The organism is Massilia sp. 05N420 (genome assembly GCF_056397205.1).
The window spans coordinates 1-23,872 of sequence record NZ_JBFTMX010000002.1 but is presented as its reverse complement, the minus strand read 5'-3'; the positions used below and the strand labels follow the sequence as shown (position 1 = coordinate 23,872).

Here is a 23,872-nt window from a genome sequence, read left to right as displayed (position 1 = left end):
GGGCGCCGTCGCGGACCGGGCGGCCAGGGTCAGGGTCAGGGTCAGGCATGCCAGTGCGAAACTCGATTTCCTGCTGAGTTGCATTTTCATCCTTTCGGTGAAGGACCGCGCGCCATCCCCCACGTATGGGGCTGCACTTTGGCGCCATCCCTGCCTACGATGCTTGTACTGGGGGATCGGTTCGCGATCCAGATTCCAAAACTATATCGTACGGGAAAAATTATCATGCAAACCTCTGTCACCTCTTCCGCACCGCGCTTTTCGGACGCCGGCGTCATCTGGCTGAAGCTGGCGGTGGTCTACCTCATCATCGGCATTTCGATGGGCATCGCCATGGGCGCCAGCCAGAACTTCACTCTCCGCCCGGTGCACGCCCACATCAACCTGCTGGGCTGGACCACGATGGCGCTGGCAGGCCTGATCTACAGCGTGTTTCCGAAGGCCGGCGAGAGCCGCCTGGCGCGCCTGCACTTCTGGTTGCTGAACCTGGCGCTGCCGGTGATGATGTCGGCGCTGGCCCTGCTGCTGTTCGGCCAGGTCGGCGTGGCGCCCGTGCTGGCGCTGGCGGAGATCGTCGCCGCGCTGGGGATCGTGGCCTTCGCGGTCAATATGTTCATCAACCTGAAGCATTGAGGCCGGCGGCGCGGCCATACTGTCCCGCTGCAGACGGCAGATCGGGACAAATGAAAAACAAAGGGTTCATCGGGATGTTGGCAGTATTGGCGGCGCCGCGCCCCGGCTCTACTTCTTCGACAACTGGGACGGCTGTCCGCAGAAAGGCGCGTCCTGCCAAACCAAGGCCTACGTGGTTCCTGGTGATCGCCTCCTGCTCGGCAAGACGCATGGGGAATGGACCTGCGCCTGGTACCAGGGCAAGTCGCACGAGACCGTCGCTTGGGTGCGCAAGCGCGACCTGGCGATCCAGGCGGCTGCCGAACCGGCGCCGGCCGACTGGACGGGCCGCTGGAAGATCTACAGGGAACGCGGCCAGATCGACATCAACCGCAAGGGCACGGCCTGGTACGTGGACGGGATGGCATTCTGGGGCAGCGGCGCCTCGACCAATTCAGGCCAGCTGGGAGGGGAGCTGCTCATCCAGGGACGCCGACCTGGCACGCATCGGCGACTTCCTCATCGTGCACGACAACCAACGCTGCGGTGGCCTCAACGTTCGCTTCGACGGCGTCTACGCCCGTGTGCGATGAGTCTTATTTCAGCCAGCCGCGGTGGCGGAAATACAGGAAAGGCGCGATCGCGCTGATCAGCATCAGGCTGAGCGACCAGCCATAGCCGAACTTCCAGTCCAGCTCGGGCAGGAACTTGAAGTTCATGCCGTAGATGCTGGCGATCAGGGTCGGCGGCAGGAAGGCCACCGAGGCCACCGAGAAGATCTTGATGATCTTGTTCTGGTTGATGTTGATGAAGCCGACGGTGGCGTCCATCAGGAAGTTGATCTTGTCGAAGAGGAAGGAAGTGTGGCCGTCCAGCGATTCGATGTCGCGCAGAATCTGGCGCGCTTCCTCGAACTGTTCCGAATTGAGGAGTCGGCCGCGCATCAGAAAGCTGACCGCGCGCCGGGTGTCCATCATGTTGCGGCGGATGCGGCCGTTCAAGTCTTCCTCGTGGGCGATCGCATTCAGCGCGGAGGCCGCGTCCTGGTCGGTGAATTCCTTCTGCAGCACGCGCTGGCTGACCTCTTCCAGGCTCTCGTAGATGCCCTCGAGCGCGTCGGCCGAGTACTCGGCGTCGGTCGCGTACAGGTCGAGCAGCACGTCCATGTAATCCTCGATCGAACCGGGACGCGAACGCGCGCGCAGGCGCACCAGGCGGAACACCGGCAGGTCATCGTTGTGCACCGAAAACAGGATCTTCTTGGCCAGGATGAAGGCCACGGTGACGATGCGCGAGGGACCATCCTCTTCCTCGCGCAGGAAGTCGGTGCGCAGATGCAGGTCGCCGTTTTCCGCCTCGTAATAGCGGGCCGAGGCTTCGATGTCGGAAACTTCGTCCTCGCCCGGCAGGATCACGCCATACATGGCCTTGACCACGGCACGCTCTTCGTCGGTGGGATCGGTCAGATCGACCCAGACGGGCGTTACTTTCTCCAGATCGGCGCGCGACGCAATCGCTACCTGGTTCAGTCGGCCATTTTGTAGGACAAATACATTGATCATGCGCTGCTTTCTCGGCCGGATTCGGAAACAGCGCAAGTGTACCCGTAAGCCCTGAGCCCGGCCACCCCGTAGGCAACAAATTTGCTTTACGACACCATCAATTCGGGGTCAGAGCACATTCCGCCAAAAATTCGGGGTCAGAGCACATTTTGAGGAAATGACGCCTCGGAACAATTGCAGCAAGAGCACAACGTTTTTGCCCCAATAGCCCCGGATAGGCAGCCAATGCGCGTCCGTGTAGCCAAGCGGCGAAATGTGCTCTGACCCCGAATTAAGCGAATAATGTGCTCTGACCCCGAATTTTTGGGCGGAATTTCAGGGGAGGTCGGCGGCGTTCATCCGGCGCTGGATGACGCCGGTTCGGCGCGACAGGTAGTTGGTCTGGCGGTGGGCGTCGTAGTAGCGGGGGTTCGGCAGCATGACCGCCAGGCGCGCGGCCTGGGTCGGGTCGAGGCGGGCGGCGGAGGTCTTGTAATAGTGGCGGGCGGCGGCTTCGGCGCCGAACACGCCGCGGCCGAATTCGACCACGTTCAGGTAGATTTCGAGGATGCGCTGCTTGCTCATCACCGCCTCCAGCATATAGGCGATGACCAGCTCCTGGCCCTTGCGCAGGTAGTTGCGCGAGCCGGACAGGAAGAGGTTCTTCGCCAGCTGCTGGGTGATGGTGGAACCGCCGCCGATCACCTTGTGGCGCTTGTTGTTGCGCTGCCAGGCTTTTTCCAGCGCTTCCCAGTCGACGCCGTCGTGTTCGGTGAAATTGGCGTCTTCCGAGGCGATCACCGCGCGCTTCAGGTTGTCCGAGATGCGCTCGTAAGGAACCCAGACCTGTTCCAGCCTGGCGTTCGGGTTCTTTTCGCGCAGGCTTGATAGCTGCTGGCGCATCATGCTGGTCGACGATGGATTGAACTGGGTCCACCAGAGAATCATCACAAAGAAGTACAGCTGGATCAGCAGCACCAGCAGCAGCGGTCCCAGGACGATCCATTTCAGCCAGCGCCGGCGGCTCTTGCCGCTGGCCGTGCTGGCAGTCTTGCCACCGGCGGCAAGACCCGCCCTGAGCGCTTTCATCATAGCTGTCGCCGCATCTGTTCCAGGATGGTGGAGGTCTGCGGCCGCACGCCACGCCAGATGGCGAAGGCTTCGGCGGCCTGCTCGACCAGCATGCCCAGGCCGTCGCGGGTCGCGGCGCCATGGCTGGCGGCGAATTCCATGAACGGGCTCGGCATTTTCCCGTACATCATATCCAATGCCAGCGTGTCCTGGCAAAACGCCAGCGCCGGCACCGGCGGCATCGCGCTCGACAGGCTGGCGGAGGTGGCGTTGACGACGACGTCGAAGGCGGCGTCGATGTCCTCGAAGCCGCAAGCGGATACCTGGCCCGGATGCGCAGTGTGCGCCGCAAACTGCGCGACCAGGGCGTCGGCGGTGGCGCGGGTGCGGTTGGCGATCACGATCATCGCGGGGCCATGCTGCAGGATCGGCAGCACCACGCCGCGCGCCGCGCCGCCCGCGCCCAGCAGCAGCACGCGCTTGGCCCCAAGGGGCACGCCGGCATTGCGGACGATGTCGGCGACCAGGCCGGGGCCGTCGGTATTGTCGCCGACGATCTCGCCGTTCTCGAAGCGCAGGGTGTTGACGGCGCCGGCCAGGCGCGCGCGCTCTTCCAGCCGGGTGGCGAGAGCCGCCGCTTCCAGCTTGAAGGGCACGGTGACGTTGGCGCCGCGGTAGCCGCGCGCGATCAGCTCCTGCACGGTGTCTTTGAAGCCGTCCAGCGGCGCCAGGCAGCGCTCGTAGACGATGTCCTGGCCGGTTTCAAGCGCGAAGGCGGCGTGGATGTCCGGCGACTTGCTGTGGGCGATCGGATTGCCGATCACGCAGTATTTATCGCTCATATAAGCTCATGCTCCTTTTTCTTCACGCAGTTCGGCCTGCAGCTTGCCTTCCCGGGTGAAGGTGAAGGTCGTGATGACGATCCACAGGTCGTCCTTGTCGCTGGAGCGCATATTGGCCGGGAATTTGCCGAACGGGGCCGCACGCCGCACGATGCCCAGCGCGGCCTGGTCCAGCGCGCGGTTGCCGGACGAACGCTCGATGCGCGGTCCGCCTTCCTTTTCATAGATGCTGCCGTCCTGGAACACCGGGATGTACATCACCAGCTCGCCGTACAGCTTGCGGCCGTTCTGCTGCGGGAAGCTGAGGGTGCCGACCTCCTCCACCCGCTTCTGCAGGGCCTTGTAATAAATGGCGTAGCCGACCCCGCGGGTGCTCGGGCTGATGAAGGTCTTCTTCGGACGCTTGTTCTGGTCGACGATGCGCTGGGTGATCTCGGCCGTCTGGCGCGCGATGGCGCGGCTGGTCTCGAGCATGTCGGCGCCGTTGCGCGACGGATCGGGCTTGTCCTGCTGGGCGATCGGGGGGGCGGCGAACGCGGACGGGTGGGTCTGGGTCAGGAGTTTCTGGCGCTGTTCCAGGTCGGCGATGCGGCGCTGCAGGGTCTTGATGCTGTCGCCATCCTCGATCTTGCGCAGGTCCGGCAGCGGCGACTGGGCGCGGCCGGCATCGGCATTGCCGCCGCCGTCGAGGTTGGCCTGGGCCAGCGCCTCGGCCTTGACCGGCGCGCGCTCGTGCCTGGCATTGACGAGGATGACTTCCAGCCCCGGATCGGTCGGCTGCAGCCGGAACGCGTCCGGCGCGGCGAAGCGGATCGCCAGCAGGGAGGCGTGCGCCAGCACCGAGAAGGCAATGGCGATCGTCAGGGGGCGGTTGTGTTGAAGGCTCTTCACGTGCTGCTGGACGGGACGGTTGGGAGTACGGAACTACCCATTCTACCGTGCGCGAGAAGGACTTTGTTAGTCCCCGCGGCAACAAACAGTCTTGCTAGCAACAGTGGGTTGTTGCTGTTTTAAGTTCGGTTATTCAAGAGTCAACAGGGAGTGTCAATGTACTCACTGTTCATGTGCGCCTTGGATTCCCGCGAAGGCGGAAGAGTGCTCCCGGCACGCTTCCGCCAAGTTCTCAAGCCGCAGGCACGTCCGTCTGCGTCACCGGATCCGTCACGGTAACGGAACCTTCGGCCTCGACAGCTTCAACAGCCGCCGCCTCGCCGGTATCCTCGGCCGTCGACGCCGCCTCTTCCTCCTCCTCGAACTCGAGCGCCGCGGCCGCATCCGGCGCCGGCTCGGCCACCTCGAGCAGGCGGGCTTCCAGCGACAGGTCGACCTCGTCCCAGCGCACGATATCCAGGCGGACCTGGGCGCCGCGGGCCACCTGCGGCATGCCCGGCAGGCGGATCACCAGCGGGATCTCGACCAGGCGCAGCACCTCGTCCTTCAGCACCACTGCCTCGACCTGGCGCGCGTTTTCCTGGCCCAGCCAGCGCAGGCACCAGTAGCGTTCCATGTTCTGCTGGAACTCGTTATAGGCCGCATAGGCGGCGTCGAAGGCCGAGACGATCGAGAACAGGGTGGCGTCGCGCGGCTTGAACGGGGCCACCAGCGGCGCCGTCACGCCGTGGGAGGCGCAGGCCAGGATCTGCCACTGGTTGACCAGGTCCGTATAGCGGCGCAGCGGCGATGTGCTCCAGGCGTACTGGTCGACGCCCAGGCCCTGGTGCGGGGCCGCGTGGGTCACCATGCGCACCTGGATCTTGGCGTTCCAGCCGCCGGCGCCCGGTCCCTGCGAGCGGTAGATGCCCGGCACGCCGGAGTCGTGCAGCAGCTTGCCCCAGGTGCTGTTGGCGAAGATCATCAGCTCGGCCACGATCTTGTCCAGCGGCGCGCCGCGCTTGCGGCGGACGATGGTCACCACGTCGTCCTCGACGTAGAAGTTGAAGTCGACGCGGTTGCCCTGCTCAGGCTTCAGGCCAAAGGCTTCGCGCTTTTTCATGCGGCCGGCTTCGAGCTGCAGCGCCCACTTCCACAGCAGGCCCAGTTCGTCCTTGTGCGGATAGTCGCCGGCGCCGCTTTCCAGCACGTCCTCGGTCACCAGGGCATCGAGTTCGTTGAGGCGCAGGTTGGTCTTGATCGGCACGCGCTCGGCGCGGGTCTCGGTCGACAGCACCGACCAGGTATCCGGATCAAGAGTCGCGTACAGCGACAGCGCCGGGCAATCCCTGCCTTCGGCCAGGGTGTAGGCTTCGACCACTTCGTCCGGCAGCATGGTGATCTTATCGCCCGGCATATACACGGTCGACATGCGCGCGCGCGCGATCTTGTCGAGCACGTCGTCGGGGCGGATCGCCAGGCCGGGCGCGGCGATGTGGATGCCGACCCGCACCGTACCGTCGTCCAGGTGCTCGACCGACAGGGCGTCGTCGATCTCGGTGGTGGTCACGTCGTCGATCGAGAACGCCGCCACCTTGGCCAGCGGCAGCTCAAGCGGCGCGCTTGGCACCGGCACCTGCGGGAAGCCGGCGCCGCGCGGGAAGTGCTCGAACAGGAAGCGCGACATGTGCAGGTCCTTGGCCGACGCGATGCCGCCCGTGCTCAGCATCAGGCGCTGGGCGGTGGTCTGCAGTTCGCTGGCGGCGGTCTCCAAAGCCTTGTATTCGATGCCGTTCTTGTCCGGCTTGAACAGCAGCTGCTGCACCAGCGGCTGCATGGCGGCGGGCAGGCGGCCCGCCTTCAGTTCCTCGACATACGAGGCTTGCACGAGGGCCTGCTGCCTCTTCTTTTCGATGCCGGCCAGGGCCGCGCGCAGCGACTGTTCCGGCGCGGCCTTGTAGCGGCCGCGGCCCTTCTTGTAGAAATAGATGGGCGCGTTGTGCAGCGCCAGCACCAGGCCGGCGGCCTCGAAAGGCAGCGGCGCGTGACCGAAATATTCGGCGCCCAGCTCGGTAAAGCCGAACTCTTCCTGGCCTGCGACTTCCCACAGGAATTCGAGGTCGACGTCGCCGGCGACCGTCTTGGCCTGCTCCAGCAGCGTGGCAGGATCGGGTTTGTCGAACTGCAGCAGCACGTCGCGGGCCTTGACCTTGGTGCGCTTACCGCTCGGCATCTCGACCTGGTAGGCCTCGCCCGCCTGCGACAGCACGGTGCCGACCTTGAAGTCGCCGGATTCTTCGAAAAAGAGGTTCATGTTATTTCGTGTTCAAATTGGTTGCGGCCGCCGCCAGGTTCAGCACCGCGGGCAAAAATACCTCGGTGACCAGCAGCAGGCCTTGACGGCGGCGATAGAGGCAACGCCGTGCATGATAGACAGTATCGGACCCCAGGCTCCGGCCCTCCCTGGCGAGCGCCGCTTGCACGCGCGCCAGCAGGGGATGGCCCGGACGGATCCGGGCAAATTCGAGCTGGCCGCGCCTGACCAGCGGATCGCGGAACAGCGTGGTGCCGAGCGAGCGCTCGCCCAGCGCCGAGAACAGCGGCCAGTCCTGCGCCGTCGCGCTCGTCGGCACCACGGTATGGCCGTAGACCACCGGCTCGCCGTCGCAGCGCAGCAGCACCTCGCGTTCCCACACGCGGCGCGGCCGCGCGAGGCCGATCGCCACGGCTTCGTCCGCCAGGCACAGATTAGTCTCCTGGCGCAGCTTCTGCACGCGGAACTGGCGGCTGTGCGCGATCAGGCGCGCGGTCAGCGAGCCCGGCGTGGTCAGCCAGTCGCGCATGGCGGCGCCGGCGCCCACGCTATCCGGATGCCCCAGCCAGCGGGCCCGGYGCAGCGAAGCCGGCCTCACGACGCCGTGCCCGATCTACAGAAGTCCAGCACCTCGTCGACATACTGTTCGAATTCCGACACCGCATGGTCGCTGCCCTCGATCACGTGCTGACGGGCGCCGGCATAATGGGCGACCATGTCGCGGTAGTCCAGCACCTCGTCGCCGGTGGCGGCCAACAGGAAGTAGCGTTCGGGACGCGTGATCCGCGCCACTTTCAGCTCGGCCAGCTCGTCGATGTACTCGCGCTTGAACTCGAAGGGCTCGTCGGAATGCCAGGCGGTGGTCACGCCGACGTGCTTGTCCAGGTCCTTCAGCGGATCGACCGCCGGATTGATCAGCACCGCGCGGCAGCCGAAGCGCTCGGCCAGCCAGGTCGCGTAAAAGCCGCCCAGCGAGGAGCCGACGATGGCCAGATTGTCCCGATGGCGCTCGACCAGGGTCAGCACCAGCTCCATCGCCGCCCTGGGCGAGGCCGGCAGCTGCGAGCAGATCAGCTTCGATGCGCAGCCGAGCTGCTCCATGCGCTGCTGCACCACCCGCGCCTTGAAGGATTTCGGCGAGGAGCGGAAGCCGTGCAGGTATAACAGATGCGGAAAACCGCTCATTCCGCCAGCGCCTCCAGCAGCTTCTGGTGCACGCCGCCGAAGCCGCCGTTGCTCATCACGAGGATGTGGTCGCCCGGCTGGGCGGCCTGCACGATGGCCTTCACCATATAGTCGAGCTGGTCGAAGCTGTGGGCGATGCCGCCCAGCGGTTTCAGGGCATCGGCCAGCGACCAGCCCAGCGCCTGCTGGCTGCCGAAGCCGAACACCAGGTCGGCATCCTTCAGGCTGCCCGGCAGCGCATCCTTCATCGCACCCAGCTTCATGGTGTTCGAGCGCGGCTCGAGCACGGCCAGGATGCGGCCCGGGGTGCCGGCTTTACTTGTTCCGATCTTCTGGCGCAGGCCGGCAACCGTGGTCGCGATCGCGGTCGGGTGGTGGGCGAAGTCGTCGTACACGGTCACGTCCTTCACCACGCCGCGCACCTCCATGCGCCGCTTGACGCTCTGGAAGCGCGCCAGCGATTCGATCGCCTGGGCCGGGGGCACGCCGACGTGGCGGGCGGCGGCGATCGCGGCCAGCGCATTGTTGCGGTTGTGGTGCCCTGTCAGGTCCCAGTGCACGGTGCCCTGCAGTTCGCCATTGAAGAGGACGTCGAAGCTGGACCCGCCCGGATGCTCGACCAGGCTCCAGTTCGTGCCTTCGGATGCACCGAAGGCTTCCTTTTCGCTCCAGCAGCCGCGCTTGAGCACGCGCGCCAGCGAGGCTTCGTCGCCGTTCACGATCAGGCGGCCGACGCCCGGCACGGTGCGCACCAGGTGGTGGAACTGGGTCTCGATGGCGCCGATGTCCGGGAAGATATCGGCGTGGTCGTATTCGAGATTGTTCAGCACCGCCGTCTTGGCGTGGTAATGCACGAACTTGGAGCGCTTGTCGAAGAAGGCGGTGTCGTACTCGTCGGCTTCGATGACGAAGAAGTCGGATTCCGCTTCGCCCGACAGGCGCGCCGAGATGCCGAAGTTCATCGGCACGCCACCGATCAGGAAGCCCGGCGAATAGCCGGCATCTTCGAGGATCCAGGCCAGCATCGAGGTGGTCGTGGTCTTGCCGTGGGTACCGGCGACGGCCAGCACCCATTTATTACGCAGGATATGTTCACCGATCCACTGCGGGCCCGACATATAAGGAAGGCCGCGGTTCAGGATTTCCTCGATCAGCGGATTGCCACGCGTCATCACATTCCCGATCACGTACAGGTCGGGCTCGAGCGCCACCTGGTCCGGGCTGTAGCCCTGGATCAGCTCGATGCCCTGGGCCTCGAGCTGGGTGCTCATCGGAGGATAGACGTTGGCGTCGCACCCGGTGACGCGGTGGCCGGCCTCTTTTGCCAGGACTGCCAGCCCGCCCATGAAGGTGCCGCAAATGCCGAGGATGTGGATGTGCATGTTTGTTGGCGCTACTGCCGGGAAAATTGCGAATACGCGATTTTACCCGACACGATGCCATTTTCCGTTCAAGAGTATGATCACGGACATGATGCCAACGCCAAATGACGACCTCCAACAGTTACGCGCACGTATTGCGGCCACCGCCGCGCGCATGATTGCGCAGGATGGGGCCGACTATGCCACCGCCAAGGCCAAGGCCGCCCGCCAGGTGCTGGGCGTGGACCGGCCCTCCCCCAACCATTTACCGGACAATATCCAGGTCGAAGACGAAGTGCGCCGTTACCAGGCCCTGTTCCAGGGGCCGGCCCAGGCCGCCCGCCTGCAGCATCTGCGCGGCACCGCCCTCGAGGTGATGGAGCAGTTGGCCGAGTTCCGGCCCTACCTCACCGGCGCCGTGCTGAACGGCACCGCGGGCGAGCACGACGACATCCACCTGCAACTGTTCGCCGACAGCGCCAAGGAAGTCGAGATCTTCCTGTTGAACCGCAACGTCGACATCGACATCTCGGAAACGCCGCACTTCAAGGGCGGCCGCCACGAGCCGGTCGAAACCGTCAGCTTTCAATGGAAGAAGGAGACCGTCCACGCCGAGCTGTATGAAATGAACGACTTGCGCGGCGCCCTGAAACCGCGCGCCGACGGCCGCCTGCAGCGCGTGGACGCTGCCGGCCTGCGCGCCCTGATGATTACCGACGAGACCTTAGAGCAAGATGAATAAGAAGAATCTGGCCGGCTACGCCATCCTGGCGGCCGCCTTTGCCGTGTTCGGCGCCATCGCCGCCGTCAAGCAGGAAGCCAAGGGTCCCCTGACCACCGCCTATTCGCCGACCAGCGACGGCCGCCCGCACAGCGCGGTCAGCAATCTGTATGCACAGTCGCTGAACGACCTGTCCGGCAAATCCCAGTCCCTGGGCCAGTGGAAAGGCAAGCCGCTGCTGGTGAATTTCTGGGCATCGTGGTGCGCGCCCTGCGTGCAGGAGATGCCGGAACTGTCCGAGCTGGCGGCCAAGGATGGCGGCAAACGCTTCAATGTCATCGGCATCGGCATCGATTCGCCGGCGAACCTCGCGGAATTCGTCAAGAAGACGAAGGTGTCCTACCCCTTGTATGTAGGCGGCATGAGCGGCACCGATCTGTCCCGCGAACTCGGCAACGTGAATGGCGGCCTGCCGTTCACGGTGCTGATCGGCCCGGACGGCCAGGTGCGCAAGACGTATCTGGGGCGCCTGAAGTTCGATCAACTTCGGGCAGATCTCGCTAAGCTGTAGTCATCCGGCATTTTGGCGGCGCACAAGCGAACGGTCGTTCACTTATATTCAGAGCGCTTTTTATCGCTTGCCAACACACAATGTTGACGGCAAAATGCCTGTCTTTCGGGCAAATAGACGGTTCATCATGGCGAAAAAGCTACTGCTGCTCAACGGCCCCAACCTGAATCTATTGGGGACGCGCGAGCCTGCGGTGTACGGCGCAACGACCTTGGCCGACATCGAGCAGGCCGCCACTGCCCAGGCAGCAGCGGTGGGAGCAAGCATTGCTTGCTTCCAGAGCAACCATGAAGGCGCGTTGATCGACCGTATCCATGCTGCCAGGCAGGAAGGAGTGGATGCGATCGTCATCAACCCGGGCGGGCTGACCCACACCAGCGTTGCCCTGCGCGATGCGCTGGCGGCGGTGGACATCCCGTTCGTGGAGGTCCACCTCTCTAATATTTATAAGCGTGAGGAGTTTCGTCACCACTCGTTTTTGTCTGCGATCGCACAAGGGACGATCTGTGGACTGGGAGCTGATGGATATCGCTTTGCCATCGACTTTGCGCTCAAAGAGCGTTAATCTACGTCAACTTCACGCATTCTGTGCGGATTCGCGCTAACCACCTGACGCGCCGCATTCAACTACAAATAATTCCAAGGGGTTTCACATGGATCTAAGAAAACTCAAGACATTGATCGACCTCGTTGCCGAATCGGACATCGCTGAACTCGAAGTGACCGAAGGCGAAAGCAAGGTTCGCATCGTCAAATCCTCCGCAATCCCGCAGAATCAGGTGGTCATGGTTCCGCCGCAAGGCGTCCAGCAGTACGCCGCACCGGCCGTCGCCGGCGCCCCGGCACCTGCAGCCCCGGCCGCAGCGCCGGCAGCCGCCGAACCGACCGGCCACGTCGTCAAGTCGCCGATGGTCGGCACCTTCTACCGTTCGTCGGCGCCGGGCGCTCCGGCCTTCGTCGAAGTGGGCGCCACCGTCAAGGAAGGCGACACCCTGTGCATCATCGAAGCGATGAAGCTCCTGAACGAAATCGATTCCGACATCTCCGGCACCGTCACCAAGATCCTGGTGGAAAACGGCCAGCCCGTCGAATTCGGCCAGCCGCTGTTCGTGATCGGCTAAGTACCAAACATCAAGGCCCGGACTCTCAGAAAGAGATCCGGGCCCGATTCATTTCTTCCTGTTGCATCCGGCTCCGCCGGCACTCACAGAAACACCGCATACCATGTTTGAAAAAATTCTTATCGCCAATCGTGGTGAAATCGCGCTGCGTATCCAGCGCGCCTGCCGCGAGATGGGCATCAAGACGGTCGTCGTGCACTCGGAGGCCGACAAGGACGCCAAGTACGTGAAACTGGCCGATGAATCCGTCTGCATCGGTCCCGCGCAATCCGCGCAGAGCTACCTGAGCATGCCGGCGATCATCAGCGCGGCCGAAGTCACCGACGCCGAAGCGATCCACCCGGGCTATGGCTTCCTGTCGGAAAATGCCGACTTCGCCGAACGCGTCGAGAAATCGGGTTTCGTCTTCATCGGCCCGCGTCCGGAATCGATCCGCATGATGGGTGACAAGGTGTCGGCCAAGCAGGCGATGATCCGCGCCGGCGTGCCCTGCGTGCCGGGTTCGGAAGGCGCCCTGCCGGACGAGCCGAAGGAAATCATCCAGATCGCGCGCAAGATCGGCTATCCGGTCATCATCAAGGCCGCCGGCGGCGGCGGCGGACGCGGCATGCGCGTCGTCCACACCGAGGCAGCCCTGCTGTCCGCCGTGCAGATGACCAAGACCGAAGCCGGCACTGCCTTCGGAAATCCCGAAGTCTATATGGAGAAGTACCTGGAAAATCCGCGCCACGTGGAGATCCAGGTCCTGGCCGACGAGCACAAGCAGGCGGTCTGGCTGGGCGAGCGCGACTGCWCGMTGCAGCGCCGCCACCAGAAGGTGATCGAGGAAGCGCCGGCACCGGGCATCCCGCGCAAGACCATCGAGAAGATCGGCGAACGCTGCGCCGAAGCCTGCCGCAAGATCGGCTACCGCGGCGCCGGCACCTTCGAATTCCTGTACGAGAACGGCGAGTTCTACTTCATCGAGATGAACACCCGCGTGCAGGTCGAACACCCGGTCACCGAGATGATCACCGGGATCGACATCGTCCAGGAACAGATCCGCATCGCCTGCGGCGAGCGCCTGCGCTTCAAGCAGCGCGACATCATGCTGTCGGGCCATGCGATCGAGTGCCGCATCAACGCCGAAGATCCGTTCAAGTTCACCCCGTCGCCGGGCCGCATCACCAGCTGGCATCCGCCGGGCGGCCCCGGCATCCGCGTCGATTCGCACTCCTACGCCGGCTACTACGTGCCGCCGCACTACGACTCGATGATCGGCAAGGTGATCGCTTACGGCGCGACCCGCGAGCAGGCGATCCGCCGCATGCAGATCGCGTTGTCGGAAATGGTGGTCGAGGGTATCCTGACGAACATCCCGCTGCACCGCGAACTGATGGTCGACGCCCGCTTCATCGAGGGCGGCACCAACATCCACTACCTGGAGCAGAAACTGGCCCACAAGCCGGACCTGCCGAAGGATGGCGCGATCGGTTCCAAATCCGAGACCAAGGGCGAACAATGAGCTGGACTGAAGTCGTCATCGAGATCGCACGCGAACACGCCGAGGGCCTGTCCGACGCCCTGATGGAAGCGGGTGCGCTGTCGGTCTCGGTCGAGGACGCCGACGAAGGCACCGCCCAGGAAAGGCCGCTGTTCGGCGAGCCGGGCATGGTGCCGACCGAGGCAGCCTGGGATCACAGCCGCGTGGTCGCGCTGACGGATGTCGACGCCGACCAGGCCGCGATCGTGGCCGAGGCTTCGGCCGCGATCGGCCTGGGCACCGTACCGTCGTTCACCACCCGTCAGGTGGCGGATGCCGACTGGGTGCGCCTGACGCAGTCGCAGTTCGAACCCATCCACATCGGCAAGAACATCTGGGTCGTGCCGAGCTGGCACGAAGCCCCGGACCCGAACGGCCTGATCCTGGAAGTCGATCCGGGCCTGGCCTTCGGCACCGGCAGCCACCCCACCACCCGCCTGTGCATGGAGTGGCTGGAAGCCCATCCGGCGCCGGGCAAGTCGGTGCTGGACTACGGCTGCGGCTCGGGCATCCTGGCGATGGTCGCCAGGAAGCTCGGGGCACAGGACGTGGTCGGGGTCGACATCGACCCGCAGGCGATCGAATCGGCCAGGCTGAACGCCGAACGCAACAACTGCGAGATCGACTTCTACGTGCCGGAAGAATTCGGCGCCTCGAAGTATGGCAACAGCTGTTTCGACATCGTGGTCGCCAACATCCTGTCGAGCCCCCTGAAGCTGATGGCGCCGATGCTGTCCGGCCGCGTCGCGCCGGGCGGTGCGCTGATCCTGTCGGGCGTGCTGGCACGCCAGGCCGAGGAAGTGGCCGCCGCCTACGCACCTTTCATCAAGCTGAGCGTCTGGGCCGAGCTGGACGGCTGGGTCGCTCTGCACGGCACCCACGGCGCTGACTAAGCGGCATGGCGCTCGCCACCCAGTGCCCTCATTGCCACACCACGTTCCGGGTCGCCTCGGACCAGCTCAAGCTCCGCGGCGGCATCGTCCGCTGCGGCGCCTGCCAGAGCATCTTTGACGGCAACGCCCACCTGATCGACCTGGATGCGCTGGCGGCCAGCAAGGCCGGCGGCGCGCCGGCGCCGGCGCCTTCCCCTGCCACAGCTCCCGCCGCGGAACCTGCACCTGAGGGAGCTGCCACGGCTCCCGCCCCGCTGACTACCACCGACGAGCACGGCGCGCAGCCGCAGGACGATGCCGCCGAGGCCCTGCCCGTCTACACCCTCGATTTCGACCACACCTTCGACCCGCTCGGCATCCTGCCGAAACCGGCGCCCGAGGAGCCGGCGGCTGCGCCCGTGCCTGCGACTGCGCCGCGTGCGCAGGTCTGGCGTAACGGCGGCGGCATGGCGGCCGCTCGGCTTGTGCCCGAGCCCCAGCCCGAGACTGAACCCGCGCCCGCGCCGGGAACGATTCCGGAAGCGGAAGCTGCGCCCGAACCGGCGCCGGAAGCCGAACCGGCGGTGCCGGAAGAACCGGCAGTGCAAGCCGATGTCGCGCCTGAAGCGGCGGAGACGGCTCCCGCTGCCATCGCCGAGCCGGTACCGGCCGAAACGCCCGCCGAAGCTGCGCCGCCGCCGCCGGCTGCTTCCGCCTACGCGCCCCAGGGCCGCATCGAGCCCAGCTTCGATCTGCCGGTGGACGAGGAACTGGTTGCCCGTCCGCTGCCCGGCGACGAGGACGCCGATGCCGACGAAGCGCCCGCAGCGCCGGCCATAACCGCCACCACCAGCACCCCGCCGGACGATATTCCATCCGCCGCACTGCCCATGCGCGCCTCCGCGGCCGGCGTCGACACCTTGATGCCGTCATCCGCCCCGGCGCCCGGACCGGCGATGAAATCGGCGCGCGCCAAGGCCGTCGAGGCCCGCACGCGCCGCTCCAGGCTCACGCCTACCAGGATCGATGCGCCCAAGCTGCGCGTGCCGGCGTCCCTCGAGACCGACGAGCCGGAGTTCGTCAAGCGCAGCCGCAAGCAGGAAGAGTCGGGCCGGACCCGGCGCCTCCTGATGATCGGCGGCGCCGTGGTCCTGGCGCTGCTGCTGGCGGCCCAGCTGGTGCTCGACTTCCGCAACGTGCTGGCGGCGCGCTATCCGGGCGCCAGGCCGCTGCTCGGCAGCGCCTGCGCCGTGCTGGGCTGCCGCGTCGGCCTCCCGAGCCAGGTCGAGAACCTGTCGATCGAGACCGGCGAACTGACCACCCTCGGCGTCGACACCTATTCGCTCAACACGCTGCTGCGCAACCAGGGCAGCCTCGCGCAGGCCTGGCCCAGCATCCAGCTCGAACTGACCGACGCCAACGACAAGCCGCTGCTGCGCCGCGTCTTCGGCCCCGCCGACTATCTGCCGAAGGGCGTGCCGGTGGCCGCCGGCTTCGCCGCGCGTTCGGAACAGCCGGTCCGGCTGAACTTCACGCTCACGGATCTGAAGCCGTCCGGCTACCATATGATCGTTTTTTATCCCTAGTTTGACTCAGGACCCAACATGACCAAGACTGCGCTGATCTGCGGCTCGATTGCCTTCGACAAGATCATGCAATACCAAGGCCGCTTCGGCGAAACCCTGCTGGCCGACCAGCTGCACCGCGTGAACGTATCCTTCCTGGTGCCGACCCTGCGCACCGAGTTCGGCGGCTGCTCCGTCAACATCGCCTACAACCTGAAGATGCTGGGTGGCGATCCGCTGATCATGGGCACCATCGGCCAGGACGGCGGCGGCTACCTCGAGCGCATGGAAAAGCAGGGGCTGGCGACCAATGCGATCCGCACCATCGACCACGCCTACACCGCCCAGTGCTTCGTCACCGCCGACCTGGATAACAACCAGATCAACGCCTTCCACCCGGGCGCAATGCAGTTTTCGCACGAGAACAGCCTGGCGGACTACCTGCCGCTGCGCGTCGCGATCGTCTCGCCGGATGGCCGCGACGGCATGATCAAGCATGCGCGCGACTGCGCGGAGCGCGGCGTGCCGCTGATGTTCGATCCGGGCCAGCAGCTGCCGATGTTCAACGGCGACGAGCTGCTGACCTTCCTCGACCAGGCCAGCTACCTCGCCTGCAACGATTACGAATTCGAGATGGTGATGGACCGTACCGGCCTGACGCTGCAGGACATCGCTTCGCGCCTGGACGCGCTGATCGTCACCCGTGGCGAGCAGGGTTCGGACATCTATGCCGGCGGCGAGCACCACAAGATTCCGGCGGTACCGGCCAGCAGCGTGGTCGATCCGACCGGCTGCGGCGACGCCTATCGCGCCGGCTTGCTGTACGGTATCGCGAACGATCTGGACTGGCCGACCAGCGGCCGCCTGGCCAGCCTGCTCGGCTCCATCAAGATCGCCCACCAGGGCGGCCAGAACCACAGCTTCACGCCCGAGGACATCGCGGAGAAGTTCGAAGCGGCATTCGGCTACCGCTTCTGATCACTGGGTCAGGACTTCAGAACAGCGCCTGGCCCAGGAGGTACTTGACGATCTGCAGCAGGATCAGCGCAACCAGTACCGACAGGTCCAGGCCACCCACCGGCGGGATCACGCGGCGCAAGGGCCGCAGCAGCGGGTCGTTGAGCGCCCGGATGAAAGGCGCCAGCGGCGCATGCGGATTGATCCAGCTGAACACCACTTCGATGATCAACAGGCCCATGAAGCCGTAGATGATCCAGTTCAGGAAGCGGAACACGGCGTACAGCACGACGGTGTATCCGCTCCACCCCGCCACCAGCATCACTGAACTCGCCACCAGCACGATCAGGAAAGCGCCGATCAGGCTAGCCCAGTCATAGCCGCCGAGACCCGGCAGCAGACGGCGCAGCGGGCGTACCAGCCAATCGGTCAAGGTGAAGATGAATTGGCCGATCGACATGGGCGGCCGCACGCGGATCGCCTGCATCCAGAAGCGCAACAACAAGACTCCACCGACGACGCTGGCCGCGGTATCGACGATCAACTGAAGAATGGGCAGCACAAGGACTCCTTAAAAAAAAACCGCTGTGTGAATTTCTCACACAGCGGTATTTTGCCTGAACCAGGCAAGAAAGGTATTACGGACGGCTGCTGGTCGGGAACGGCCATGCTGCCGGCACCGGCACGGTCTTGGCGGTCGACTGGGCTGCCTGGCCTGCCGATGCGCTGTCCTGCTTGGCTTCGGTTTTCGCTTCGGCCTTGGCTTCCGGCTTGGCTTCCGCTTTCGCTTCCGGCTTGGCTTCCGGCTTGGCTTCGGCCTTCGGCGCGGCGGCTTTCTTTGCGGCCGGCTTGGCTGCCGGCTTGGCGGCGGCCTTCACTGCCGGCTTGGACTCGGCGGTTTTGGCAGCAGCCGGTGCCTTGGTGGCAGCGGTTTTGCTTGCGGCAGGCTTGGCGCCCGTCTTCGCCACTGGCGAAGCCGAGCCCTTGGCAGCGGTGGTCTTGGTTGCAGCAGCTTTGGCCGGAGCTTTGGCAGCGGTCTTGCTTGCAGCAGCGTTAGCCGGGGCTTTGGCAGCGGTCTTGCTTGCAGCAGCCTTGGTCGGGGCTTTGGCAGCGGTTTTGCTTGCAGCAGCTTTGGCAGGAGCTTTAGCGGCGGTCTTGCTTGCAGCAGCTTTGGCCGGAGCTTTGGCGGCGGTCTTGCTTACAGCAGGCTTGGCGCCCGTCTTCGCCACTGGCGAAGCCGAGCCCTTGGCTGCGGTCTTGGTTGCAGCAGCTTTCTTGGCCGGCGCTTTGGCAGCGGTCTTGSTTGCAGYRGCTTTCTTGGCCGGAGCTTTGGCAGCGGTCTTGGTTGCAGCAGCTTTCTTGGCCGGCGCTTTGGCAGCGGTCTTGGTTGCRGCAGCTTTCTTGGCCGGAGCTTTGGCAGCGGTCTTGGTTGCGGCGGCTTTCTTGGCCGGTGCAGCTGCCTTGGCGGCGGTCTTGCTTGCAGCCTTGGCCGGAGCTTTGGCAGCGGTCTTGGTTGCTGCGGCTTTCTTGGCCGGTGCTTTCGCTACGGTCTTGGTTGCAGCAGTTTTGCTTGCTGCGGCTTTCTTTGCCGGAGCTTTGGCAGCGGTTTTGCTTGCAGCGGCTTTCTTTGCCGGTGCAGCTGCTTTGGTTGCAGCAGCTTTCTTGGCCGGAGCTTTAGCAGCGGTCTTGGTTGCAGCGGCTTTCTTTGCAGCCGGTTTTGCTGCGGCTTTTGCTGCCGGTTTTGCTGCGGCTTTAGCTGCCGGTTTAGCGGCGGCTTTAGCAGCCGGTTTTGCAGCGGCTTTGGCGGCCGGTTTGGCGGCGGCTTTAGCGGCCGGTTTGGCGGCGGCTTTAGCGGCCGGTTTGGCGGCTACCGTCTTTTTAGMGGCGACGGTTTTTTCTGCGGCGGCCTTTGCGGCCGGCTTTGCTGCGGTTTTCTTAGCGGCTGTTGCCATTTTAAGTTCTCCTTCTCTGCGATGAGAAAATACGCTACAAGGTTTGAACCCGTCCAACCCGGTCTGCTTGGTCGGGCGAATTATTCATCGGCGCACACTCGGCGTCTGCGTCAATGAATCCGGCACCAGCTGAACTGCTGCAACTCCTCAAGTCTGCAGCACTTCAGCTATCGTCGTCGCCGACGACCGAAACGACAAAAGTTCGATGGTTCACTGCGCTGTCCACACCGCTGCCCGCGAGAGCGCGAAAAGAAAAAGCCGCCATGCCCGACATTAATCAGGCAATGCGGCTTGTTCTTTTCGCGAAGCTTACGTGCATACTGAATGAATCAGCGTCCCATTTTTTGATCGGTTTGCCACCCGTTAAACACGCTTAAAAAATTGCGTGTTCACGTTTTGACAAATTCAATCACGTAAAGTACACGAAAACCTTGTCAGTGCGCAACCCGCACACAGTATTTTTCATGTCTTTCCGCTTGGGCGAAGTGCTATCGGCAGCTTTCAATCGATCGTCGCGATAACTTTGATCCCATTCGTACTTCAGCTCCTTCAAAAACAAGCGCGCACCTGCCGCGCATTCCATTAAGTCTTCATACCAATACGCAGCAAATCCATCTTGCAAAGCCACGCCAATCCGCGCAGCAAAGTCGGCCGATCGCAAGGCCCGAGCGCGTCGAGCAATTCATCGACCTGCGTCGGCCGCGATTCGATCGAACCGAAGATCTGGCCGAATTCTTCGAGCGTCGGCAAGGACGACGCGGCGAAGCGGTTGATTCCCATTTCGCGGTATTCGCGCAACTGCGCAAGCGATGCATCCGGCGCCAGTTCGACGATCGATTCCCGGCGTCAACTGCGCGCTCGGATAACTCGCGAACGCCGCGAAGGGATCGAGCCGGTCCGGCACCGATTGCGGCAGCGCCGGCACCAGCGCGGCATCGGCGCGGCGCCGCTCATCGAGCTCGCTCCACAGCGCGCGGTAGCGCCCGAACACCACCTGCCAGTCGAACTCCTCGCGTGCGCGCTGGCGTCCGCTTTCGCCCAGCTGGCGGCGCAGTCCGGCATCCTTGATCAGGCGCTCGTAGGCCTGGGCGAGCTGCGCGCCATCCACCGCCACCGCCTGGCTGGTATGACCGCAATACTGGTCGTAACTGTCGACGCCATCGTCGTAACGCTGCGCGAGGTCAAGGCCGGCGCCCGCGCCGGGCATGATGGTCGGGATGCGATAGCCGTCGACGCCGTCGCGCACCGTGTCGCGGTAGCCGTTCCAGTCGCTCACCACGCAAGCCAGGCCGGCCGCCATCGCCTCGAGCGGCGTCAGGCCGAAGCTTTCCTGCATATTGTCCGCCAGCGAAGTGAAAACGTCGGCGGCGGCCCAGGCGGCCTGGCTGTCCGCTGTGCGGCCGTCGAGCACCGTCAGCCGCACCGATGGACACAGCAGCGCGGCGGCCTCGCGGAAAGCCTTCTCGATCGCCTCGCTGGCGAACCATCCGCACAGGATCAGGTGCACCTGGCGCCCGCCCTTGTCGGCGCGCTCGAGTGCGCTGAACATCTGCTGCGGATGCGCCTTCGCATGAAAGGAAAGCCGGCCCGGGAACAGGAAGGCGACGTCCTCGTCTTCGATGCCGAGCCGGCGCCGCGCCGCACCGCGGCCGGCTTCGTCGAATGCGAAGTCGCGGCCGTGCACGCCGAGCGGAATCAGCGGCAGCTGCGGCAGCTCGAAACGCTGCGCTCCCAGGCGCGCACGCAGGTAGTCGGCCTGGCGCTCCAGCACTTCGCGCACGCTGTCGCGCACCACGCGCGAGGTGCAGATCACCGCATCCCAGCTGCGCACCGGCGCCACCAGGAGGTTGGCGATTGCGCTCATCACCGCGTGGCTGGACGTGGTGTGCGTGACGCCGCACAGGCTGTAGCGGCGCTCGCCGATGCCCAGGCGGCGCCAGGCCAGGCGCTCGATGCCGGGCGCCGGATGGTAGAGCGTGCCGAAACGCTCGAGCTGCTGCGGCCTGCCCTGGCTCACCCGCTCGACCGCGCCCTTGAATCCTTGCTCACGCAGCGCGCGCTCGCATTCGCCGGCATGGGCTTCGCCGGCGGCAAAACAGCCGACCGCGGACAATTCGCTCTGCGCGACGGCGCGCATCAGTGCGGCGCCGGCCGCCTGACGTCCCATCGGTTTCGGTCCCGCGACGGAATATGCCTCGGGGACGAAATGCAGTGCGAAGCGTTCCTTCATCTGTCTCCCTCTTCAGCGAACTGCCGCAATGGCTTCAGCAGCTCGAGGTAGGCCGGCAAGCCCACCGATTCGAAATCGTAGTTGCGCAATACCGTCTCGCGCCCGCGCAATCCGGCCGCGGCGGTCTCGTCGCGGCGCGCGATCAGTTCGAGCGCGCGGTCGGCCAGCGCGTCGCTGTCGAAGAATCCGGTCAGGTAGCCATTCTCGCCGTCGCAAATCACTTCGCGCACCGGCGCCGTATCCGAACCGAGTACCGGCACGCCCACCGCCATCGCTTCCAGCACCGACCACGAGAGCACGAACGGATAAGTGAGGTAAATGTGCAGGCTCGAGACCTGCAGCACCGTGCGGTAGCTCGCATATGGCAGCTTGCCGAGGAAATGAACGCGCGACCAGTCCACGGAATCCTCCAATTTCGCGCACAGGGCCTCGCGATAGCTGGCGTATCCTTCGGGCGGACGGCGGCCGTAGCTGACGCCGTCGCCGCCGACCACGACCACCCGCAGATCCGGATTGCCGGCCAACAGGCGAGGCAGGCTGCGCATGAAGACGTGGAAGCCGCGGTAGGGCTCGAGGTTGCGGGCGACGTAGGTCAGCACCGGCTGCGCGCGGCTCAGGACCCTGCCGTCCGGCAGCGTCAGGCGCGCATGCGGATCGGGCCTCAGGTACGCGGTGTCGATGCCCTCGTGGATCCGGTGGATCTTGTGGCGCAGCTCGGGCGGGTGCGCGTTCAGCTGCCAGGCGGTCGGGGTGACGCCGTCGTCGGCCGCCAGCAGCGACTGCATCAGCACCGAATTCTTGATGCGGATCCGCAAGCGGTCGTCGAAGCTGGCCGGGTACTCGGGATCGAAGCCGACGTCGAGTCCGTCGGCGGCCCACCAGAATTCGCAGAACACGACCAGGCGCGCACGCGGGAACACGTCCTTGACGAACAGGCCCTCGCCCCAGCCCGGATGGCAGATCACGACGTCGGGAATCCAGCCCTGCTTCTTCAGCTCGACGCAGACGCGGGTGACGGTCTGCCCGCGCCGGACGCAGGCCTCGAAATACTTCAGGTAGTGGTGGGTCTTCTCGCCGGCTCCGTCGGGCTTCGGGTAGCCGATCGTGCGCAGCTTCGGTCCGAGCTTCTCGCGCGCGACGGCTGCCTCTTCGCCGATCGCGGTGAGCTCTACGTCGGGCCGCGTCTGCAGATAGCGGATCAGGCGCCGGAACTGGCCGGGCAGGTTCTGATGGATGAAGAGAACGCGTAGCATGGCAGGCATGATAGCTTTAGTAGCAAGCCTGTGGCGCAATGGATGATGGCATCCCTTGCGCGAATCGCGCTCAAGACGCTGCGATCGCGATCACCGACCACTGCACGTCGACGATCGGGGTGCGCGTTTCGCGGTCGCGGCGGTAGCTGTGATAGACAAAGCGGTCGCCGCCGCCGCGCGCGCACATGGTGCAGTCGAGCCGGGCCGACACGTGTTCGAAGCCGGCCTGCGCGAGCTGCCAGCGCACGATCGCCGGCAGGTCGAGCCGGCGCGGCCGCGGCGCGACGGTCTCCCGCGGCAGCCCGGTACGCTCCTGGAACGCGTCGACCAGGTCCTCCGACACTTCATAACAGCAGGCGTGGGCCGCCGGTCCGATCGCCGCGATCCAGTCGCCGGGATCGCCGCCGCGCTCGCGCACGAGCAGCGAAAAACAGTCGACGATGCCGGCGTGGGCGCCGCGCCAGCCGACATGCAGGGCCGCCACCTCGCGCCCGTCCTGGCGCGCCAGCAGCACCGGCACGCAGTCGGCGGTGGCGATCGCCAGCAGCAGGCCGGGACGGTCGGTCAGCATGCCGTCGGCTTCGCCGCAATCCTCGTTGGGTTCGGTCGCGACGGCGATGTGGGTGCCGTGGCGTTCGTGCTGGATCGGGCGGCGGGGCCAGTAGGCGGGCAGGAGCTGGGCCATATCGTCGTGGCGGGTGCCGAAGCCGTGGACGATGGCGGGATGGTCGAGGTGCGGGCTGGTAAACATCGTGAGGCTGCCATGCAAAGGTGCGGGCAGCATAACAGACAGTCCGCGGACTGTCCGGCGCGGCAAACAAAAAGCCCGCCGGGCGGCGGGCTTGAAGGACGGGACGGCTGCGCCGGGATCAGTCCCAGCTCAGCGCACCACCGGTCTGGTACTCGGTCACGCGGGTCTCGAAGAAGTTGCGTTCCTTCTTCAGGTCGATCATCTCGCTCATCCACGGGAAGGGGTTTTCCTCGTTCGGGAACAGCGCATCCAGGCCGATCTGGACGGCGCGGCGGTTGGCGATGAAGCGCAGGTAGCCCTTGAACATCGGGGCATTCAGGCCCAGCACGCCGCGCGGCATGGTGTCTTCGGCGTAGCGGTACTCGAGCTCGACGGCCTTCAGGAACAGCTGCTTGATCTCTTCCTTGAACTCGGCGGTCCACAGCTGCGGGTTTTCCATCTTGATCGTGTTGATCAGGTCGATGCCGAAGTTGCAGTGCATCGACTCGTCGCGCAGGATGTACTGGTACTGCTCGGCGGCGCCGGTCATTTTATTTTGACGGCCGAGCGCCAGGATCTGGG

Annotated in this window: 24 protein-coding genes; 9 read left to right on the top strand and 15 right to left on the bottom strand. The window is 65.0% G+C overall.

The window, feature by feature from the left end:
* Nucleotides 1-225: 225 nt before the first annotated feature.
* Complete coding sequence (locus tag AC1DIX_RS01160; protein WP_441934676.1) at nt 226-633, top strand: hypothetical protein; 408 nt, start codon at nt 226-228, stop codon at nt 631-633.
* Between the two features lie 575 nt (nt 634-1,208).
* Here AC1DIX_RS01160 and corA read toward each other — a convergent pair.
* From corA to mpl, 8 genes are all read right to left on the bottom strand, one after another.
* A complete protein-coding gene (gene corA, locus AC1DIX_RS01155; protein WP_441934674.1) occupies nt 1,209-2,174 on the bottom strand; it encodes a magnesium/cobalt transporter CorA in 966 nt (321 codons plus the stop codon).
* A gap of 315 nt (nt 2,175-2,489) precedes the next feature.
* A complete protein-coding gene (mtgA, locus tag AC1DIX_RS01150) occupies nt 2,490-3,242 on the bottom strand; it encodes a monofunctional biosynthetic peptidoglycan transglycosylase (RefSeq protein ID WP_441934836.1) in 753 nt (250 codons plus the stop codon).
* The gene (gene aroE / locus AC1DIX_RS01145; protein ID WP_477321371.1) at nt 3,242-4,066 is read right to left on the bottom strand and encodes a shikimate dehydrogenase; all 825 of its coding nucleotides are present in this window, start codon (nt 4,064-4,066) and stop codon (nt 3,242-3,244) included. Before aroE ends, mtgA begins: the two co-directional genes overlap by 1 nt.
* A gap of 6 nt (nt 4,067-4,072) precedes the next feature.
* Nucleotides 4,073-4,957, bottom strand: a complete 885-nt coding sequence (locus AC1DIX_RS01140; protein WP_441934672.1) for a TonB C-terminal domain-containing protein — start codon at nt 4,955-4,957, stop codon at nt 4,073-4,075.
* A 232-nt stretch (nt 4,958-5,189) separates the two neighbouring features.
* A complete protein-coding gene (locus AC1DIX_RS01135) occupies nt 5,190-7,250 on the bottom strand; it encodes a ribonuclease catalytic domain-containing protein (RefSeq protein ID WP_477321369.1) in 2,061 nt (686 codons plus the stop codon).
* A gap of 1 nt (nt 7,251) precedes the next feature.
* Nucleotides 7,252-7,848, bottom strand: coding sequence for a chorismate--pyruvate lyase family protein (locus tag AC1DIX_RS01130; protein WP_477321367.1), 597 nt, complete (start codon nt 7,846-7,848; stop codon nt 7,252-7,254).
* Nucleotides 7,845-8,435, bottom strand: coding sequence for a YqiA/YcfP family alpha/beta fold hydrolase (locus tag AC1DIX_RS01125; RefSeq protein WP_477321365.1), 591 nt, complete (start codon nt 8,433-8,435; stop codon nt 7,845-7,847). The genes AC1DIX_RS01130 and AC1DIX_RS01125 overlap by 4 nt, the downstream gene beginning before the upstream one ends.
* Nucleotides 8,432-9,817, bottom strand: a complete 1,386-nt coding sequence (gene mpl / locus AC1DIX_RS01120) for a UDP-N-acetylmuramate:L-alanyl-gamma-D-glutamyl-meso-diaminopimelate ligase (protein ID WP_441934668.1) — start codon at nt 9,815-9,817, stop codon at nt 8,432-8,434. The genes AC1DIX_RS01125 and mpl overlap by 4 nt, the downstream gene beginning before the upstream one ends.
* Nucleotides 9,818-9,905: 88 nt before the next feature.
* On the opposite strand from mpl, the gene AC1DIX_RS01115 reads away from it, so the two are divergent.
* From AC1DIX_RS01115 to AC1DIX_RS01080, 8 genes are all read left to right on the top strand, one after another.
* Nucleotides 9,906-10,538: a hypothetical protein gene (locus AC1DIX_RS01115; RefSeq protein ID WP_477321363.1), complete on the top strand. Its 633-nt coding sequence runs from the start codon at nt 9,906-9,908 to the stop codon at nt 10,536-10,538.
* On the top strand, nt 10,531-11,088 hold the full coding sequence (locus AC1DIX_RS01110; RefSeq protein WP_477250817.1) for a TlpA family protein disulfide reductase: 558 nt from the start codon (nt 10,531-10,533) through the stop codon (nt 11,086-11,088). The genes AC1DIX_RS01115 and AC1DIX_RS01110 overlap by 8 nt, the downstream gene beginning before the upstream one ends.
* 127 nt (nt 11,089-11,215) lie before the next feature.
* The gene (aroQ, locus tag AC1DIX_RS01105; RefSeq protein WP_441934665.1) at nt 11,216-11,653 is read left to right on the top strand and encodes a type II 3-dehydroquinate dehydratase; all 438 of its coding nucleotides are present in this window, start codon (nt 11,216-11,218) and stop codon (nt 11,651-11,653) included.
* 88 nt (nt 11,654-11,741) lie between these two features.
* Nucleotides 11,742-12,209: an acetyl-CoA carboxylase biotin carboxyl carrier protein gene (accB, locus tag AC1DIX_RS01100; protein ID WP_441934664.1), complete on the top strand. Its 468-nt coding sequence runs from the start codon at nt 11,742-11,744 to the stop codon at nt 12,207-12,209.
* Between the two features lie 103 nt (nt 12,210-12,312).
* Nucleotides 12,313-13,713 (top strand): acetyl-CoA carboxylase biotin carboxylase subunit, encoded by a 1,401-nt coding sequence (gene accC / locus AC1DIX_RS01095; protein WP_477321361.1) that lies wholly within the window; start codon nt 12,313-12,315, stop codon nt 13,711-13,713.
* Nucleotides 13,710-14,624, top strand: coding sequence for a 50S ribosomal protein L11 methyltransferase (prmA, locus tag AC1DIX_RS01090; RefSeq protein ID WP_477321359.1), 915 nt, complete (start codon nt 13,710-13,712; stop codon nt 14,622-14,624). The genes accC and prmA overlap by 4 nt, the downstream gene beginning before the upstream one ends.
* Nucleotides 14,625-14,629: 5 nt before the next feature.
* Entirely contained in the window at nt 14,630-16,189 is a 1,560-nt protein-coding gene (locus AC1DIX_RS01085) for a zinc-ribbon and DUF3426 domain-containing protein (RefSeq protein ID WP_477321357.1), read from the top strand.
* Nucleotides 16,190-16,207: 18 nt separating this feature from the next.
* Nucleotides 16,208-17,146 (top strand): carbohydrate kinase family protein, encoded by a 939-nt coding sequence (locus AC1DIX_RS01080; RefSeq protein ID WP_477321355.1) that lies wholly within the window; start codon nt 16,208-16,210, stop codon nt 17,144-17,146.
* Between the two features lie 16 nt (nt 17,147-17,162).
* Here AC1DIX_RS01080 and AC1DIX_RS01075 read toward each other — a convergent pair whose 3' ends face one another.
* The 7 genes from AC1DIX_RS01075 to AC1DIX_RS01045 form a co-directional block, all read right to left on the bottom strand.
* Nucleotides 17,163-17,687 (bottom strand): YggT family protein, encoded by a 525-nt coding sequence (locus tag AC1DIX_RS01075; RefSeq protein WP_477321353.1) that lies wholly within the window; start codon nt 17,685-17,687, stop codon nt 17,163-17,165.
* 76 nt (nt 17,688-17,763) lie between these two features.
* Nucleotides 17,764-19,077 (bottom strand): transcriptional regulator, encoded by a 1,314-nt coding sequence (locus AC1DIX_RS01070; RefSeq protein ID WP_477321351.1) that lies wholly within the window; start codon nt 19,075-19,077, stop codon nt 17,764-17,766.
* Nucleotides 19,078-19,486: 409 nt separating this feature from the next.
* Nucleotides 19,487-19,738, bottom strand: a complete 252-nt coding sequence (locus tag AC1DIX_RS01065) for a hypothetical protein (RefSeq protein WP_477321349.1) — start codon at nt 19,736-19,738, stop codon at nt 19,487-19,489.
* Between the two features lie 21 nt (nt 19,739-19,759).
* Nucleotides 19,760-21,307: a glycosyltransferase family 4 protein gene (locus AC1DIX_RS01060; protein WP_477321347.1), complete on the bottom strand. Its 1,548-nt coding sequence runs from the start codon at nt 21,305-21,307 to the stop codon at nt 19,760-19,762.
* Nucleotides 21,304-22,560, bottom strand: coding sequence for a glycosyltransferase family 4 protein (locus tag AC1DIX_RS01055; protein ID WP_477321345.1), 1,257 nt, complete (start codon nt 22,558-22,560; stop codon nt 21,304-21,306). Before AC1DIX_RS01055 ends, AC1DIX_RS01060 begins: the two co-directional genes overlap by 4 nt.
* Nucleotides 22,561-22,630: 70 nt before the next feature.
* Nucleotides 22,631-23,311 carry a purine nucleoside phosphorylase YfiH/LACC1 family protein gene (locus AC1DIX_RS01050; RefSeq protein ID WP_477321343.1) on the bottom strand — a complete coding sequence of 227 codons (681 nt, stop codon included), beginning with the start codon at nt 23,309-23,311 and terminating at the stop codon, nt 22,631-22,633.
* A 118-nt stretch (nt 23,312-23,429) separates the two neighbouring features.
* Nucleotides 23,430-23,872: ribonucleotide-diphosphate reductase subunit beta (locus AC1DIX_RS01045; protein WP_477321341.1), on the bottom strand; the 443-nt coding region annotated here is incomplete at its 5' end.